This is a genomic window from Pseudoalteromonas maricaloris, from assembly GCF_024746855.1.
Classification (GTDB): Bacteria; Pseudomonadota; Gammaproteobacteria; order Enterobacterales; family Alteromonadaceae; genus Pseudoalteromonas; species Pseudoalteromonas maricaloris.
Window position 1 is genome coordinate 3,907,239 of the sequence record NZ_CP024625.1, and the last position, 16,520, is coordinate 3,923,758.

12 protein-coding genes are annotated in these 16,520 nt (G+C 44.4%); 4 read left to right on the forward strand and 8 right to left on the reverse strand.

Translation table 11 applies throughout. The features are described 5' to 3' along the window. Positions 1 to 6 precede the first annotated feature (6 nt). From CTT31_RS17355 to CTT31_RS17370, 4 genes are read right to left on the reverse strand one after another with little or no spacing between them, the layout of a single operon-like run. Positions 7 to 1,515, reverse strand: a complete 1,509-nt coding sequence (locus tag CTT31_RS17355; RefSeq protein WP_010606897.1) for a tripartite tricarboxylate transporter permease — start codon at positions 1,513 to 1,515, stop codon at positions 7 to 9. A gap of 3 nt (positions 1,516 to 1,518) precedes the next feature. After that, a complete protein-coding gene (locus tag CTT31_RS17360; RefSeq protein ID WP_211867298.1) occupies positions 1,519 to 1,995 on the reverse strand; it encodes a tripartite tricarboxylate transporter TctB family protein in 477 nt (158 codons plus the stop codon). Positions 1,996 to 2,055: 60 nt separating this feature from the next. Then, positions 2,056 to 3,018 (reverse strand): Bug family tripartite tricarboxylate transporter substrate binding protein, encoded by a 963-nt coding sequence (locus tag CTT31_RS17365; protein ID WP_017218314.1) that lies wholly within the window; start codon positions 3,016 to 3,018, stop codon positions 2,056 to 2,058. A 12-nt stretch (positions 3,019 to 3,030) separates the two neighbouring features. Further along, positions 3,031 to 4,260 (reverse strand): OprO/OprP family phosphate-selective porin, encoded by a 1,230-nt coding sequence (locus CTT31_RS17370; RefSeq protein ID WP_239979876.1) that lies wholly within the window; start codon positions 4,258 to 4,260, stop codon positions 3,031 to 3,033. Positions 4,261 to 5,749: 1,489 nt separating this feature from the next. On the opposite strand from CTT31_RS17370, the gene CTT31_RS17375 reads away from it, so the two are divergent. Next, positions 5,750 to 7,159 (forward strand): sensor domain-containing diguanylate cyclase, encoded by a 1,410-nt coding sequence (locus CTT31_RS17375; RefSeq protein WP_260491648.1) that lies wholly within the window; start codon positions 5,750 to 5,752, stop codon positions 7,157 to 7,159. Here CTT31_RS17375 and ylqF read toward each other — a convergent pair. Continuing rightward, a complete protein-coding gene (gene ylqF / locus CTT31_RS17380; protein ID WP_039493363.1) occupies positions 7,156 to 8,100 on the reverse strand; it encodes a ribosome biogenesis GTPase YlqF in 945 nt (314 codons plus the stop codon). The genes CTT31_RS17375 and ylqF overlap by 4 nt on opposite strands. Positions 8,101 to 8,848: 748 nt before the next feature. Continuing rightward, the gene (locus CTT31_RS17385) at positions 8,849 to 10,732 is read right to left on the reverse strand and encodes a methyl-accepting chemotaxis protein (protein WP_260491649.1); all 1,884 of its coding nucleotides are present in this window, start codon (positions 10,730 to 10,732) and stop codon (positions 8,849 to 8,851) included. An 84-nt stretch (positions 10,733 to 10,816) separates the two neighbouring features. Between CTT31_RS17385 and CTT31_RS17390 the strand changes: the two genes are divergently transcribed. Both CTT31_RS17390 and CTT31_RS17395 read left to right on the forward strand, forming a co-directional pair. After that, positions 10,817 to 11,977: a porin gene (locus CTT31_RS17390; protein WP_211858844.1), complete on the forward strand. Its 1,161-nt coding sequence runs from the start codon at positions 10,817 to 10,819 to the stop codon at positions 11,975 to 11,977. A 120-nt stretch (positions 11,978 to 12,097) separates the two neighbouring features. Further along, positions 12,098 to 12,739 (forward strand): alpha/beta fold hydrolase, encoded by a 642-nt coding sequence (locus CTT31_RS17395; protein ID WP_039493352.1) that lies wholly within the window; start codon positions 12,098 to 12,100, stop codon positions 12,737 to 12,739. Here CTT31_RS17395 and CTT31_RS17400 read toward each other — a convergent pair. Continuing rightward, positions 12,736 to 12,945, reverse strand: coding sequence for a hypothetical protein (locus CTT31_RS17400; RefSeq protein WP_010376516.1), 210 nt, complete (start codon positions 12,943 to 12,945; stop codon positions 12,736 to 12,738). The genes CTT31_RS17395 and CTT31_RS17400 overlap by 4 nt on opposite strands. A 403-nt stretch (positions 12,946 to 13,348) precedes the next feature. Here CTT31_RS17400 and CTT31_RS17405 point away from each other — a divergent pair, with 403 nt between their 5' ends. Beyond that, a complete protein-coding gene (locus CTT31_RS17405) occupies positions 13,349 to 13,822 on the forward strand; it encodes a Dps family protein (protein WP_010376518.1) in 474 nt (157 codons plus the stop codon). Between the two features lie 579 nt (positions 13,823 to 14,401). Here CTT31_RS17405 and CTT31_RS17410 read toward each other — a convergent pair. Next, on the reverse strand, positions 14,402 to 16,459 hold the full coding sequence (locus tag CTT31_RS17410; protein WP_260491650.1) for a S9 family peptidase: 2,058 nt from the start codon (positions 16,457 to 16,459) through the stop codon (positions 14,402 to 14,404). Between the last annotated feature and the right edge of the window lie 61 nt (positions 16,460 to 16,520).

Consider the following 16,520-nt stretch of genomic DNA (forward strand, 5'->3'; position numbering starts at 1 on the left):
GCTGGGTTACTGCGCAACTTTTCGTTGCTGGAAGTACTCTTTTAATGGGATCAACAACACTAACATGGCAAGCGCAAATATGCCTAAAGTTAATGGCCTCTCCCAAATAAAGCTAATAGAGCCATCCGAAATCATCATGGCGCGGCGGTAATTACGTTCGATCATATCGCCAAGAATAAACCCAAGGAGCAAAGGTGCCATCGGGAAACTCAATAATCTCAGCACCACCGCCACCAAGGCAAAACCCACCATCATAAACAAATCGAAGGTATTAAATGACACCAGATAAACGCCAATCAAGCTAAAGAATAAAATCATCACCGTGAGGACCGAGCGTGGCAGAGTCAAAGCCTTTGCAAAATAAGGGATCAGTGGCAAATTTAAAATCAGCAGTACAATGTTGCCAAAATACATGCTTACAATTACCGACCAAAATACCGTAGGATTGTCCTGCATTAACGTAGGGCCCGGCTGAATACCATAAGCAATCAGCGCCCCTAACATAATCGCAGTGGTGCCAGACCCCGGGATCCCAAGCGTTAACAAGGGCACAAATGACCCAGTACAAGCAGCATTGTTTGCCGACTCAGGTGCCGCTAAGCCGCGAATTTCACCACGCCCAAAACGCTCACGAATGGCTTTGGGTGCCAAATTTCGCTCTGTCGCATAAGCCATAAAACTCGCAATCGTTGCGCCAGCCCCCGGCAATACGCCAATGATAAATCCTAAAATTGAAGAGCGCCCCACAACTGGCGCCATTTCTTTCACTTCAGCGCCAGATAGTTTTGTTGAGCCAATAACGGGGGTGTCATCATCATTCGAACCTTGATTAGCTTTTTCAGGACGGATCACGTTGATCAGTGCCTCAGACAATGCAAAGGTTGCCATTGCGACCAACAAAAAGCTTACGCCGTCTAGCAAGTCCGCCTGACCAAAGGTAAAACGCTCAGTTCCAGATGAAGGGTCTATTCCCACCGTCGACAACATCAAGCCAAATACGGTCATCATCATGGCTTTTAAAAATTGCCCTTTTGCAGAAAAAGCAGCAATCGCAGTCAAGCCCAAAAACATCAACATCACATAGTCTGGAGACTGAAAGCTTAAGCTCACTTTTGCAAGCAGTGGTGCGGCTATCATAAGCATCAACGCACCAATCGTTCCGCCAGTAAATGAAGCATAAGCGGCAATAGCCAAAGCCTTGCCTGCATGTCCTTGTTTTGCCATTGGATAGCCGTCAAATGACGATGCCACAGTACCAGCTACACCGGGAGCGTTAATCAAAATAGAGGAAGTCGAGCCACCAAAAATTGCGCCGTAATATACGCCCGCCATTAAGATCATACCGGAGTCGGCACCGATGTTGTAAGTGATAGGGATCATCAACGCAATCGCCGTGATTGGCCCTAAGCCGGGCAACATGCCGATAAACGTACCGACAAAGCAGCCAACAATTACGTACAGTAAGTTTTGCCACATAAAGGCCGTGGACAGGCCAACTAAAATACCGTCTAACATGGCTTAACTCCAAAAATCACCTGGAACCAGATAGATCCCAAGTAGCTGCGTCATAATGGCCCAAAACACGATAACCACAGGTACTGACGCCAATAACAAAATTTGCTTACGTCGCTCACCCATAATTAAAAAGCCACAGCCTAAAAACAAAATGGTCGAAACAATAAACCCGAGTTCTTCAAGCACACTGCTGTAGATAAGCATCAATACAATCAGTGCTGCACATTGGGCTATGGTTGCCTTGGAGGTAGTCTCTGCTTTTTCACGTGTATCAGGTGCAGGGACGCCTTTAAACAGTGTTGCGGCAATCGACAAAAGACAAACAACAATGCCAATCAGCGCGTATACCTTAGGCAAAGTTGCTGAGTTTACCGCCTCGTACTCTTCAAAAGGCATAATCGGGATTTGCCAAGCAGATACCGCATAGAGTGAAAACAGAATTAAAAACAGCACTGGGCCTAACAATTCTCGGTTTAACATAGTGAATTACCCACTTTTAGGTGATGCAGTAACCTCACTGCAACCACCTATTTAATTTAATCAGCGTCTAACGAAACCCAATTCTTCCATCACCACTTTCAGCTGTGCTTCTTGTGCCTCTAGCGCCTCAATAAACTCGTGCTGTGGCTTAAATAGATTCAACCAACCGTTGCGTGCGCGCACCGCTTCCCACTCTTTGCTTTGCACCAGTTTTTGTAATCTCACGGTATATTCGTCGAGTTTTGCTTGAGGGAGATCCGGAGCCGCAAAAAAACCACGCCAGTTAACAAATTCCATGTCATAGCCTAAAGACTTCAGGGTTGGGATCTCTGGATAGTCCGCGATAGGCTCTGGCGCAGTAACAGCAAGAATGCGCGCCTGACCACTTTTTGCCATGTCGAGCGCTTCACTTAATCCGGTCGAGAGCATCTTCACCTCGCCAGACAATAAACCGGCCTTGGCTTTGCCACCGGCATCGTAAGGAATGTAACGCAGCTTGCGACCGTCAACGCCTGCCGCTTTTACTGCTTGTGCTGCAACGAGATGATCCATACTGCCGCGAGCAGAACCACCCGCAACGGTCACAGAGCCCGGGTTTACTTCTAGACGAGCAATCACCTCCTTCCAGCTCTTAAAAGGCGAATCATCACGCACCACGAATGCACCATAATCGGCTATTACGCTGGCAACGGGCGTTAAATCACGATAACTATAGGGGATCTTACCCGACAACGCGCGCAGCACGATTGGCGTTGAATTAACCATCAACATATCGCCTTTTTTATTGCCCGATTCAATCAAATAAGCAATAGCACGGCCGCCACCACCGCCTGACATATTCTGAAACGACGCATTGGACTCAAGCCCTGATTTCACCAACGCCTCACCCACAGCTCGAGCCGTCGTATCCCAGCCACCACCTGGACCGCCGGGAATTAAAAAGTGGGTATCCGCTAATACCTGAGTAGACATCATTGCTACACCAGCCATTGCTAACTTGAGATGCTTTAATGCAAACTTCATAACCTGCTCCCGTTAAAATAGATACTGCAAGCGTGCAGCAAAACCAAATCCTGAATCTTCGTCACCAACCAACGCGGTACTTCCAGCTCCTGAAACATCCGCATAGACAAGGTTAGCCATGAACTTTAAGCTGCTGGAATGGTAATAGGTGCCGCCCAGTGTGTAGGCGTCGACTTGCGTGCCTTGGTTGGCGTTTTCAGCATCCATACTGGAAATACGTGCAACCAACTCCCACGCATTTTTTACCCCTTTAGGTTGCTTAAATACCGCAGAGCCTGCGGAGTATTGCTTGTGTTCACCGGTCAAGAAATAGCTCAAAGACAAGTGATAACCCGAAATATCTCCCCCATCTAAAGCAGAAGTAGGGTCGAGGGTATCTAAGTTGCGTGTGGCATATTCGGCCTCAAGCATAAAGGCGTTATGTTGATAAGCGAGCTCTAACCCGGCTTGTGACATGCTATCAAGGGCAACTACATCACCGCCTGCAGCATAATCCACGAGGCGCACTTTGGCTTCGCGTACTTCACCGCGAGCAAGGCGATTACCCAGCGTTGCACCGCCCATATCACGGTACGAACCCCAACCACCTAAATGCAGGGTTTTACCGGGAGTGTGTTGCGACCAAGTCAAACGCCCCGAATAGGCAAGTGCCAGACGGTCATCTTGGTCACGCCCAGATGCACCAAAAGCGTCGTTTTTATATACCCCTAACGCATAGCGAAAACCGGAATCTTTAAAATATTGATAAGCTGATGCGCCCCAACGAAAGTAAGGGGAAAACGTATCAGCGATGGAACTGCGCTCTATCGTATTGATGTGTTTGCTGCTGGTGAGCGCATTCAGGGTGATATCTTCTCTTAATTTACCAAACTGAAAGCGCGGGCCGTTGTTCCAGCCGGTATAACGCACTCTTACTGTGACTATCTCGGCATCGCCTTCAGCAAAATCGAGTAGCAACTTATGCTCCCAATCGCCTTGATCACTCTCTACATAGGTGCGGATCCGACGCGGAAAAAAGTCGCTGGCGGCATTACCCTCATTATCAGCGCTGTATGCACCACTAAAATGGTTAAAATCGAGTTGTACACGCCCACCAAACTCAAGGTTCAGTGATTTATTGGACTGTAATTCCTTTAATTGCGCTTCTAGCTTTGCAACCTTGCTGGCTAGTGCTTCATCTTGTTGTGCCAAAACGGGGCAAGCAGTTACTGCAATTAATGACATTGCTGCAACTGGCTTCATTATTGTTGTTCTCATTGCTCTGTACTCATTTGTCTTAAACGTATTGTGACTAGCGACTACAACCTGCTATCAAGTACGAGCTTATTGTTAACCCTCAATTAACCATAGATTGCGGAAATAAGTTGATTAAGTTGAGTAAAGCGCGTTTTGTGCATAAAAATCATGAGCAATATGCACAAAACCAAAAGTAGTGAGGAAATAAATAACGAGTGAAGCGAAAGTATGACCGCTGCGTTAATCAAAATATCTAAGATGTGGATGGTGAATTAACCGAGCTTTTCTCTGAAGCTCTGGAAACGGTGAGCCTACAAGGCTCAATATAGAATAATACTTTGCCCCCTAGAATAAGCAGAAATAAGACATACAACACACCAAAAACCATCACATTAATAAAACAATACACTCAATAAATTTAAATTTGGTGTAATTCCAACCACTTAGATCTAAATAAGAATTATTTTCAAACGTAACGTTGACAGCCCCTCAAATCTAATTGATAATCACTATCAACAAGGCGAGAGTGACGGCTCAACTTGTTATCACAATAGTTTCTTGACCCGAAACAAGGCTGGTATCCACAACTACCAAGGACGTTAGCAGGCACTTGCATTGCTCCTCGTATTTCGACGCTAACTCCACTTTTTACTTGCTACATTGCTCATATCGGTGACGGTAGATATGAAATCAAAAAGCCCTGCTCAGGGCTTTTTTTATGCCCAAAATTTATTTTTACTTCGGTATTTCCTAGAAAAACAGCCACATTAATATTAATGAGAATTATTTTCAAAAAAGTATTGACTCATCGTTAGATCTAACTGATAATCACTATCAACAAGACGGCAACGTGTTGTTTCGCCAACTCAGTTAGTAAGGTTGATAGTTGTAAAGCCCTGTCTACCTGATGTACTCGCTACCTTGAGATTGGCATTAGTACTCTAGTTTGTTTCTCGACCCTGAAACACGGCTGGCCAACGTTAATGGCTTGAATGAGCTTAATTCAGTCGCCCCTAAACCTGACTAAGTTTATTCTCACAATTTACTTGCTACATTGCTCATATCGGTGACGGTAGATATGAACGTAAAAAGCCCTGCTCAGGGCTTTTTTTATGCCCAAAATTTATATCTATTTTCAGCACTTACCGAAAAACAGCTGCACAAACATTAATGAGAATTATTTTCAAAAAGGTATTGACCTAACGGCTAATCTAATTGATAATCAATATCAACAAGAGGACATACTCTTGCTGATTCGACCCTGAATCGTGTTGTCGGTGATGTGCTACAACGCCCCTTGATGTGTATCACTGGCAACCACTTTTTACTTGCTACATTGCTCATATCGGTGACGGTAGATATGAATCAAAAAGCCCTGCTCAGGGCTTTTTTTATGCCTACATTTTCTATCAGCGTTTGTTCAGCTGTAATGTCGTGTAATCGTTTTCTTTTACTAGAATCCGTATCATTCTATTTTTCCAAAAATAACAATAATATGAACGCTCGACGCTACCGTTATAACATGTTGTTAAGCCTGCTGCTGCTGGTAGGGTTTATTTTCACCAGTTGGATAAGTATCGAGCATGCTAAACAATCGTTGTATAAAGGGGTGAGCGATGATGCTCTGCCACTCACCAGCCATCTGATTGATTTAGATATACAAAAACGGCTTCAAGCTCCAATCATTGTTTCTCAGCAAATGGCAAATAATGTCTTTATTAAACGTTGGCTAACGTCTTCACAGCAAGACCCTACGCTTATTTTCACCTACTTAGAAGATACTCGATCATTACATCACGCAAAAACAAGCTTTTTAGTGGATGACAAGAGCCTCACTTATTACCACTTTGATGGTAACACCCAGCAGTTAGACATTCGCGCCAAACAAAACGATTGGTACCGAGAAAGCCTGCATAGCGATGCTGACTATGCGCTCAATGTTGATATAGACCCAAGAGATAACAATGAAGCCATTGTTTACGTCAATCATAAAATAAAGCAAAACAACGATGTAATTGGCGTTGTTGGGGTTGGTATCTTATTGGCTGATTTACACAATTTAATTGAACAATACGAAGCCAGCTACGCACGCAAACTGTACTTTATTGACCACAAAGGCAGGCTCTTATTTTTTAACGATCAGACCCTATCTGGCACCAGTATTCATGATCGTTTTCCAACCCAAGCAACGGCGCTACTCAATCAATCTGAATATCAATTTCGGTTGGAAACCGACGACCATGCCGAGTTTGTCCATTCGCGCTATTTGGACTCTATAGGCTGGTATTTAATTGTTGAGCAAACAATAGATAAATCCAGTGGAATAAGCGACATACTCACAACCAATTTATGGGTAGGGAGCCTCGTCACCCTATTAATATTAGCCGTGGCGCAGTTGACGTTTAATCACTATCAAAAACGCTTAGAAAAAATGGCGAAGTACGACAAACTCACCGATACCTTTAATCGTCAAGCCTTTGAGCCACAGCTTCAGCACCATTTAGCGAAAGCGCGTACCCAATCAACCCCAGTAGTGATGTTGATGATGGACATTGACCACTTTAAACAAGTGAACGATCAACATGGCCATGTGGTAGGCGACAGAGTGCTGCAATGTTTCTCCAACGTATGTAAACGCCAGATAGAAAACAACGGTTTGCTGTGCCGCTGGGGGGGTGAAGAATTTATGGTATTGCTACCCAAAGCGACGTTAGAGCAAGGAATTGCGATTGCTGAGAAGATCCATGTTGCACTAGAGCAAGCGGAATGTGAGGTCAAAGTGACAGTCAGTATTGGCGTTGCACAATACCATATTGATGAATCAGAAGATGGTTTTATAAAGCGCGCCGATGCCGCGCTCTATCGTGCCAAACAAGGCCGGAATCAAACCAAATTCGCCGCTTAGCGGCGATTCTTACGCGCTCTTGCGCGGCGCTGACGTTTTTCGTCTTCACGCGCGGCCTTTTTAGCCTCAGCTTGTGCTCGTAACTCAGCAACCATTTCTTCTTCCGACTCTCGCATTTCCGGCGTTTCCATCGTGATCTGCCCGATAACAGCATCGCGCAGTTCGTTGATTAAAATCTCCGACATCTTATGCGTATCGACCTGATTGCCACCCTTTACACAACCGCGCTTGCGGCCAGCCATCTCGATAAATGTCCAGTCACAGTCCGGTAATTCGTCGAGCTTGTAACGTGCTTTTAAAAGCTCTGGATATGCACCTAGCAGATATTCAGCGGTGTAACTCGCCACTTCTTCATAATTGATAGCAGTATCGCGAATAGCACCCGTTGCCGCCAAACGATAGCCCGAGTTTTCGTTCTCAACCTTTGGCCACAACATACCCGGCGTATCGTAAAGCATAATGCCGTCTTCAAGCTTAATACGCTGTTGCGCTTTAGTTACCGCTGGTTCATTACCTGTTTTTGCAACAATTCTGCCAGCAAGTGTATTGATAAGCGTCGATTTACCTACATTTGGAATACCCATGATCATGGCTTTTAGCTGCTTATCTTGACCCACTTTATGAGGTGCAAGCTTTTTGCAAAGCGCATTAATACGCTGTACTTCATTCGCCTTATCATGACCAAACGCCAGCGCTTTTACACCGCTCTCGCGTTCAAAATACTCCATCCACTGCTTGGTCAGTTCAGGATCGGCAAGGTCCGCTTTATTCATGATTTTGATAACAGGCTTGTCACCACGTAACTGCCCTACCATCGGGTTTTCGCTACTGTATGGAATACGAGCATCCAGCACTTCAATAATGACATCCATCTGCGGCATGATCTCTTTGATCTCATTGCGCGCTTTATTCATATGCCCTGGGAACCACTGTATTGCCATTATAACCACCTGTATTAATTAACTTTAAAAGCTCATATGTTGAACACCTTGCCAAACTCACACACCATAACCTCGTTCGTACGGAGCGTGAAATAAGTGTAGGATACAACATAGGGTACTAAACGCTTTTAATACAGCAGCAGTACCTCATCACTAAGTTGGCTATTCTACTATAAATTGACAGGATTGGGTTAATGGCTATGAATTCTGTTTAATTCACGTATCACTCTCAAAATACTTGCCTATGTATCGCTGCTATGAGTAAAGTCAGCCCGTCCTCCTGACCGGGTTTTGGCGCCCATCAATCACACCCAGAAAGTATAACTTCTCGGCGGGTGCCTCCCACAAAACTATTTGCACTGCGAATTAGGAGGCTATGCTGATAGTTTTTGTAACCCTTGCAAACAGCTTCATTGCTGATGGCTTTGTGAACAGAACAGCTAACAGGCGACTTATTCCCCCTCCATCACACCTTTCATGGATGGCAACTGTCTACCCGAGAATATTGAAAAAGTGGACTTCATCACACATCTACACTTAATTGCAGATATGGGAGATATGGAAATCACTGATATGGCCAGCTTGGTTTCTAGAGCAATAAAATAACAATTAAATTGAACTCGGAACATGGAGTTAGCTTACTAACAGATTCACAAGGCGTTTTGTTAGACATTAGCAGCGCAATAGGGAATTTACTCGCCTTGAATAATCCACTCACAAGTTGAGTGAATTATTCAAACTCAAGAACTCACAACGTAAATTTGGACAGCAGCGCTTCTTGTTCATGGGCGTTTTTAGCGAGTTCTTCGCTGGCATTATATTGTTTGTCTGAAAAGCTGCCGACCTCCACGCTAATATCGTTGATATGTATTGTATTTTTATTGATTTCTTCAATCACCACACTTTGCTCTTCGATGGCGGTTGCGATTTGAATATTGCGATCCATAAGCTCTTTTACTGCTTCTGAGATTTCTTCTAGCATGTGTGTCGCTTGCTCGGTTTGTGACACACATTGCTGGGTTTTATCTCGGCTACTTCCCATAGATTGCTGAACTTGAATGGACGAGGCTTGGATCTGGTCGATCATGGATTTAATTTCGGTGGTAGATTCCTGTGTTTTTGATGCTAGAGAGCGCACTTCATCGGCCACAACTGCAAAACCTCGGCCCTGCTCTCCTGCACGTGCGGCTTCAATTGCAGCATTAAGTGCCAGTAGATTGGTTTGTTCTGCAATACCATTAATGACCGAAAGAATATTCTCAATATTTTGGCTATATTCTGCAAGTTGCGTACTTAGCTCGTACGATGCAGTAATATCGTCAGCCAAAGCATTAATTTGGCTTCGCGCTTTAAAGAATATCTCTTGCCCTTCGGAGGTCTTTTCATTTACCGAGGTGATAGAGCTTGCGGCTTGCTGCGCGTTACCCGCGATTTCGGTCGAGGTAGTACTCATTTCATTCATCGCGGTAGCGAGGTTTTCAATTAGGCTAACTTGTTGATCAAGTTTCTGTGAGGAATGTGTCGACAACTCTTTGGCGGCATCACTGCTTATCACCACTTCGTCTGCACGTTCTTTTACGTTACTTACTAACCCATGCAAAAAGCCCAAGAACAAATTAAATTGTCGCGCTACCGTGCCGCACTCATCTTCGTTCACGATTTTTAAGCGCTGAGTTAAGTCACCGCCTCCACTTGCCATGCCAGTGATTGCAGATTCCAAATCCCGTAATGGTTGGAGTAAGTGAATTGCTAACGTCCGTACGCAGAATACTCCAATAGCCACGGCTAAAATAGCAATGATCAGGGAGTTTATTGTAATTTCGGTTAATGTTTTATAGGCTTTTGATTTATCGATTAATACCGCCAAATACCAGTCCGTACCAAAGGTGTTATCAAGCGAATGTAAGTAAAACAACCTTTTGCCTTCTTTGGTATCCACTTCTTGCAACTTATCTACGCTATCTAAGCGTAAAGCTGGATATACCTGTTGCAGTTTTTTGCCGTTAAATTCGGCCTGTTGATGAGAAATGACATTACCAGACTTGTCGACCAAAAAGGCATAGCCCGTGTTATCAAAGTTAACCTGATTGACACTATTGGCAATGGTTTTTAGGCTTAAATCTCCCCCAATTACCCCTTTAAAGTTACCGCTCACTACAATGGGAGATACCACCGACAGCAATAACTCACCTGTCGCCGCGTCAGTATATGGACTGGTATAAACGGTTTTATTTTGGTTTTTACCAAGCTGATACCAAGCTCGCTCTCTAAAATCTACGCCCGGAGGATTTTTGCGAGCGGGGTTGTTCGACCTGAGCCCTTCCTCATTAGCCAAAGTACCAAAAGCCAGCAGAAACTCCTTTTTAAACACTGGTGTATTCAGTGCTTGTTGAAAGTGATCATCGCTAAAGTTTTGCTCTAACTGACTTTTTATCACATTAATTTGCGTTGCTTTACCGGCCAGCCAATTTTCTATGCTCACGGCCAGCAATTGCGTGCTATCCGTTACATAGGCATGGGTTTTGGTTTTTACCGAATCGCTAACAAACCAGTAAGTAGAAAGCGTCGTCGTGGTGATGATCAATAAGATCACTATGGCAGAAGTCACAGAGAACTTAGTGCGGATCTTCATATTCAACAGCCTGAATAAAAAGTGCTCGAATATCAAAAGTGTTGTCTATAATTCGATTATTGGCAACTGAGCGATGTAAAAACCATGAATTTTACTTTGAGCAACTCAAACGCACTGATTGGCCTAGCCTGTTTACTGACTTCTTCAGCAGCTTTGGCAGCCGAACGCCCTGTCACCATGGCCGACATTGAAAATCTTGAGCGGCAATTGGCTGAGCTTAAAGCTCGGTTTATGACGCAAAATAGCGAACTAAAGGCCGCAGCTCCTGTGGCAAAATCAACACCACAAAGTGACCCTGTAAAACCACCTACCGAGCCCTCAACCACGCTCCAAACCTATGCCACAATACGCCCGACATTTGGCGTAATCAATCAAGATGACGCAAGTAACTGGGATGTTCGTGATGCCTTATCCCACGCAGGGATTAAAGTGACTCATGAATTTATGCCGGGCTGGCAGGCCGAACTTCATGGTGAATGGGGCATCGATCTCGCCAATGAAGGAAATTTTGGCAAGTCACGCCGTGCTTATACTGCGCTAGGTACACCGTATGGTCGATTTGGCATTGGCAAACAAAGGCCTGCACAGTATCTGTTTATTGCCGAATACGTTGATATTTTTAATCACGCCAGCAGCCCATTTGCTTACGATCCAGAGAGTATTTTTTTCGTTGATAATTTAGTTACTTACCGCTACGAATTGGGGCCGATGACGTTTATCGCCGCAGGCCAATTTAATGGTGACAAAGGCGATAACCAAACGGATTTATTCAACACTGGGTTAAGTTACGATAACGCAGGTTTACACGCAGCGATTACTTATCAACAAAACGATGTATACGATAACGAGCAGCATATTGGCGAAAACCAACTTTGGTCTGGTGCGCTGGCTTATCAATTTACCTCCCGCTTTTACGCTGCCATGGCGTATCAGGACAAAGACTATCAACGCGTGGGCGCACTTGATTCTCGACAAGGCCACACCTTTGATCTTTCGTTGGCCTATCAACTCGCAAAACACTATAAACTCAAAACCGGATATTTTGATTTTGATGACGGTTACGGCAGTCATGACCCGCTTAATCAAAGCTTCGATGGCTACAATGTGACACTTGAGTGGCTACCAACACCGCCGCTCAGAGTGCACTTGGAGTATTTGAACAAGTCCTTCGACAACCAAGTCGATATGGACTCCATCTCCATTGGCTTTAGGTACGATTACAAGCAAGAGTGGCAATTTGATTAGCCAAGATCACAGGGTCTAGGATAATAATTTTTCAATTTGGATTGATTTATACATCAAGTATTCAAGTGGGGGTGGTACACTCGCGCAAGGCTTAGAAGTATTCAAGTTTAAAGGGGCGGCATGAACCACTCTCCTATTCCACTCAATATTACCGCGAGCGCCAACATCGAGAGTATTGTGGTGCTGCATGGCTTGTATATGTCTGGCTTTGTGATGCGGCCGCTTAGCGCTCGCTTAGGTAAATCGGGCTACCGTATTCTCAATTTAAGCTATAACACGTTAACGCCAGATATTGATGAGATCTGCGCCGCTATTGATACTTTCGTTGGCGATCGCCCCGCCGCCCTCGTTTGCCACTCCATGGGAGGCTTAGTTGCAAGAGCATATTTAGAACGAGGTTCTGCCGCGAGCAAGCAAGTAAAAAAAGTGGTGACCTTAGGGACACCACATAAAGGCAGTGCCATTGCCAAGCATATGCACGACAAAGGACTGGAGCTACTGTTAAAAAACAGTGTGGAGTTTTTATTATCTAACAATCAAGATTGGCCTTTCGACGCCAAGCTTTACAGTATTGCCGGCGACCTACCCATCGGACTAATGCCACTACTACAAAAAGGTAGCCAGTCGGATGGCACTGTGTTGTTAGAAGAAACCAAGCTCAGTGGCATGGCCGAGCACAAAGTATTTCATCTCAGCCATACCAGCTTAATATATTCCCGTGCGGTAATGGACTATATCTGCGAGCTGTTAGAGAGGCCTTAGTGCTCTGCGCTTGCAGCTACTTTGTAAGCAATCACTGCGATCAAGCCAACTAATAACGGTACTGGCGCTGCAATATAGCCAAAGGTATCTGAGTTTGCGATGCTTGCGCCAGCTAAGTGACCCACTAGCCCAACAACAAAAGCCACTAAAGCGATAACAACGACGACGAGTTCCATTTTATGTTCTGATTTTGTTTTGCCTTTCATACTCATTTCCTCAAGTAGTAGACACCGCGTTTTTTGTGTCTTGATGAAATGATTATGCGCTTATGATGCGGCGATATTTTGACCTAAATCAAGTTTAAAACCGCCAAAATACGAACGAGATTAAACACTTGTCTTAGATCAAAAACTACGCGCTCTGGTAAAGTTTTGGGAAAAGTTGGCAAGCTTTATTCCCGCCAAGTATTCATGTCACTTTGTTACTTTTGAGCGCTTTTTGGGGTTTCATCTTGTTTTTTACCACGCTCATCCCAACGTCATATTGTATTAATATTTGATATGTTTTTATTTTATTGATTGATTTTTCCGATTAAACACTTTGATTTTAATCATTGGGCAATCACCTAAGGTTGCGCCATACTGACTGTGAATCAACAAGGAGCATCGCATGACAAACATTAATTCTATCGGTTTAGACAAAGCTAAGAGCCAAGCACTAGTAACGTCACTTAATACGCTACTAAGTAGCTACCAAATTCAATATATGAATGCCCGTGGTTTTCACTGGAACATCAAAGGTCGTGAGTTTTTTGAACTACACCTAAAATTTGAAGAAATTTATACGCTTTTGCTTGAGAAGGTCGACGAAATCGCAGAGCGTATTTTGACGATTGAAGGCAACCCATTGCATGCGTTTTCTGATTATTTGGAAACTAGTAAAATTCAAGAAGCAAAAGGGATCAGCAATGGTACACAAGCACTAGAAACCTTGCTTGATGGCTACACAACGCTTATTTCTATGCAGCGTGAAATTTTAGCGCAAGCGGGCGAAGCCGAAGATGAAGGGACTGCTGCGTTAATGAGCGACTACATCAAAGAGCAAGAAAAGCTAGTGTGGATGCTTAAAGCGTATTTAAACTAAGATAGACGGTTAGGTCGGGCTAAGGCTGCGATGTACAAGTCGAGCTAAAGCTACGACCGAGCCAGCTCCTACCTAGGTTCTTCTTTGGTAGGAACGAGTCTACCTCGCGAGCTTTTATCGCTTTTTGTCGAGCTAACATCAGGATGTGCAAGTCGAGCTAAAGCTACGACCTACAAGCGAGCCAGCTCCTACCTAGGTTTTCCTCTGGTAGGTGCGAGTTCACCTCGCGATCTTTTATCTCGCTGTTGTCGGGCTAAGGTTAGGGTATACGAGTCGAGCTAAAGCTACGACCTACAAGCAGAGCCAGCTCCTACCTAGGTTATCCTCTGGTAGGAGCGAGTTCACCTCGCGAGCTTTTATCGCTTTTTTGTCGAGCTAAAGCTACGACCTACAAGCGAGCCAGCTCCTACCTAGGTTCTCCTCTGGTAGGAACGAGTTTACCTCGCGAGCTTTTATCGCTTTTTTTCGAGCTAACGTCAGGATGTACAAGTCGAGCTAAAGCTCCGACCTACAAGCAGAGCCAGCTCCTACCTAGGCTTTCCTCTTGTAGGAGCGAGTTCACCTCGCGATCTTTTGTCGCTACGACCTACCATTCAATAAGCTGATAAAGAATGCCATTTCTAGCGCTCTTTCATGTAGGCTTTTAAATCGGCCTGAGGCACCACCGTGACCCGCTTCCAAGTCGGTTTTAAAGATCAGTACATTATCATCCGTTTTATATTCTCTAAGCTTAGCAACCCACTTCATGGGCTCCCAATACTGCACTTGCGAGTCGTGCAGACCTGTGGTGACTAGAATATTTGGATAGGCTTTGGCTTCAATATTGTCATACGGTGAATACGCTAAAATATTCTGGTAGTCCGCTTCATTATTCGGATTACCCCATTCATCATACTCGTTGGTGGTCAATGGGATTGACTCATCCAACATGGTAGTTAACACATCCAAGAAAGGCACATGGCAGCCTAACCCTAAATACAGCTCTGGAGCTTGGTTTGCAATTGCACCCATTAACAGGCCACCTGCACTTCCGCCTGATGCAAACACTTTGTCTTTATGGCCGTAGCCCTGCTCAACCAAGGCCTTGGTAACATCAATAAAGTCGTTGAAGGTATTTTGCTTATGCGCTTTTTTGCCTTGCTCATACCATTCACGACCAAGCATCTCAGAACCTCGAATATGCGCAATCGCGTATACAAATCCTCTATCTAACAAGCTTAGAATTTGACTAGAGAAGTTAGGGTCGATAGTAATACCATAAGAGCCATAGCCATACTGCAATAGTGGATTGCTGCCGTCTTGATTAAACTTATCTTTGCGATAGACCAAAGATACAGGGACTTTAACGCCATCTCTGGCGGTTATGTGCAAACGTTCAGAGTGATAATATTCTGGTTTAAAATCACCTAACACTTGCTGCTGCTTTTTAAGCGTTTTCTTACCTGTGGTTAAGTCACAATCGTATACTGAGCTTGGAGTTGTCATGCTCGAATAGTGGATACGAATATTACTTGAACTTGGCTCAGGGTTATTTCCAACCGTGGCAAAATAACAAGCATCATCAAATCCAAGGTGATAGCTCTGCCCTTGATAATCGTGGACAACAAAACGGATCTGCCCTTGTTCACGCTCAGTCAGCACAAAGTGACTATTGAACAGCTCCAAGCCTTCTAATAGTATATGGTCGCGATGGGCAACCAACTCTTCCCATTGCTCGACATCACCAACGGTTGCCGCTGTTGCACGCATTAAACGGAAGTTTTTAGCATTCTTATTACTCAGGATGTAAAAGAACTCTCCCATTTTTTCAAGACCATATTCATGGCCAATTTCTCTTGGAATAAGGGTACTAAACTCACCGCAAGGATCGTTTGCATCCAGTATTAACTGATCGCTCGTTTCCGTCGCTGCGAGATAGATATAAATAGCGCTTTCGTCACGACTTTTACCCAATCCCATATAAAATTGGCGATCTTGCTCTTCAAACACCAAAATATCATCACTTTGTGGCGTTCCCAACACATGGCGATACACTTGGAAGCCGAGCAACGTTTGCTCGTCTTTTTTGACATAAAATACGGTTTTATTGTCGTTCGCCCAAATTACCTGACCTTCCGTGTTATACAGCACGTCTTGTAGTAATGTATTGGTGTTTAAATCAAGAAACTTGATGGTGTAAATTCGACGCCCATCGGTATCTTCACTATAGGCAAGCAGTTGCTCATCTGGGCTTACAGTAATATCACCAATGTCATAAAACTCGTTGCCAGCGGCTAACTGATTAATGTCTAACAGAAGCTTTTTATCCGACAAATCTTCTTGTGATGCGCGATAATACCTAGCATATTCCTCATCACCGCTCACTTCACTCACATACCAATAGTTGCCATCTTTTGCGGGCACTGAGCTATCGTCTTTTACGATACGACCTTTCATTTCTTCAAACAGCTGGGTTTGCAGCGCTTGGTGAGGCGTCATTTGCGCTTCACAGTAATCATTCTCTGCTTTGAGGTGTGCCAACACATCAGCATTTTTACGCTCGTCATCACGCATCCAGTAGTAGTTGTCGATACGCTCATGATTATGGTGCAGCAAGGATTTCGGCTGCTTTTTGGCTAGCGGTTGAGTTTTTTCCATCACCAGTTGTCATCCTAAATTCGTTATTTTTCGCCAGTGTATCATGATTCAAGAGCCATAC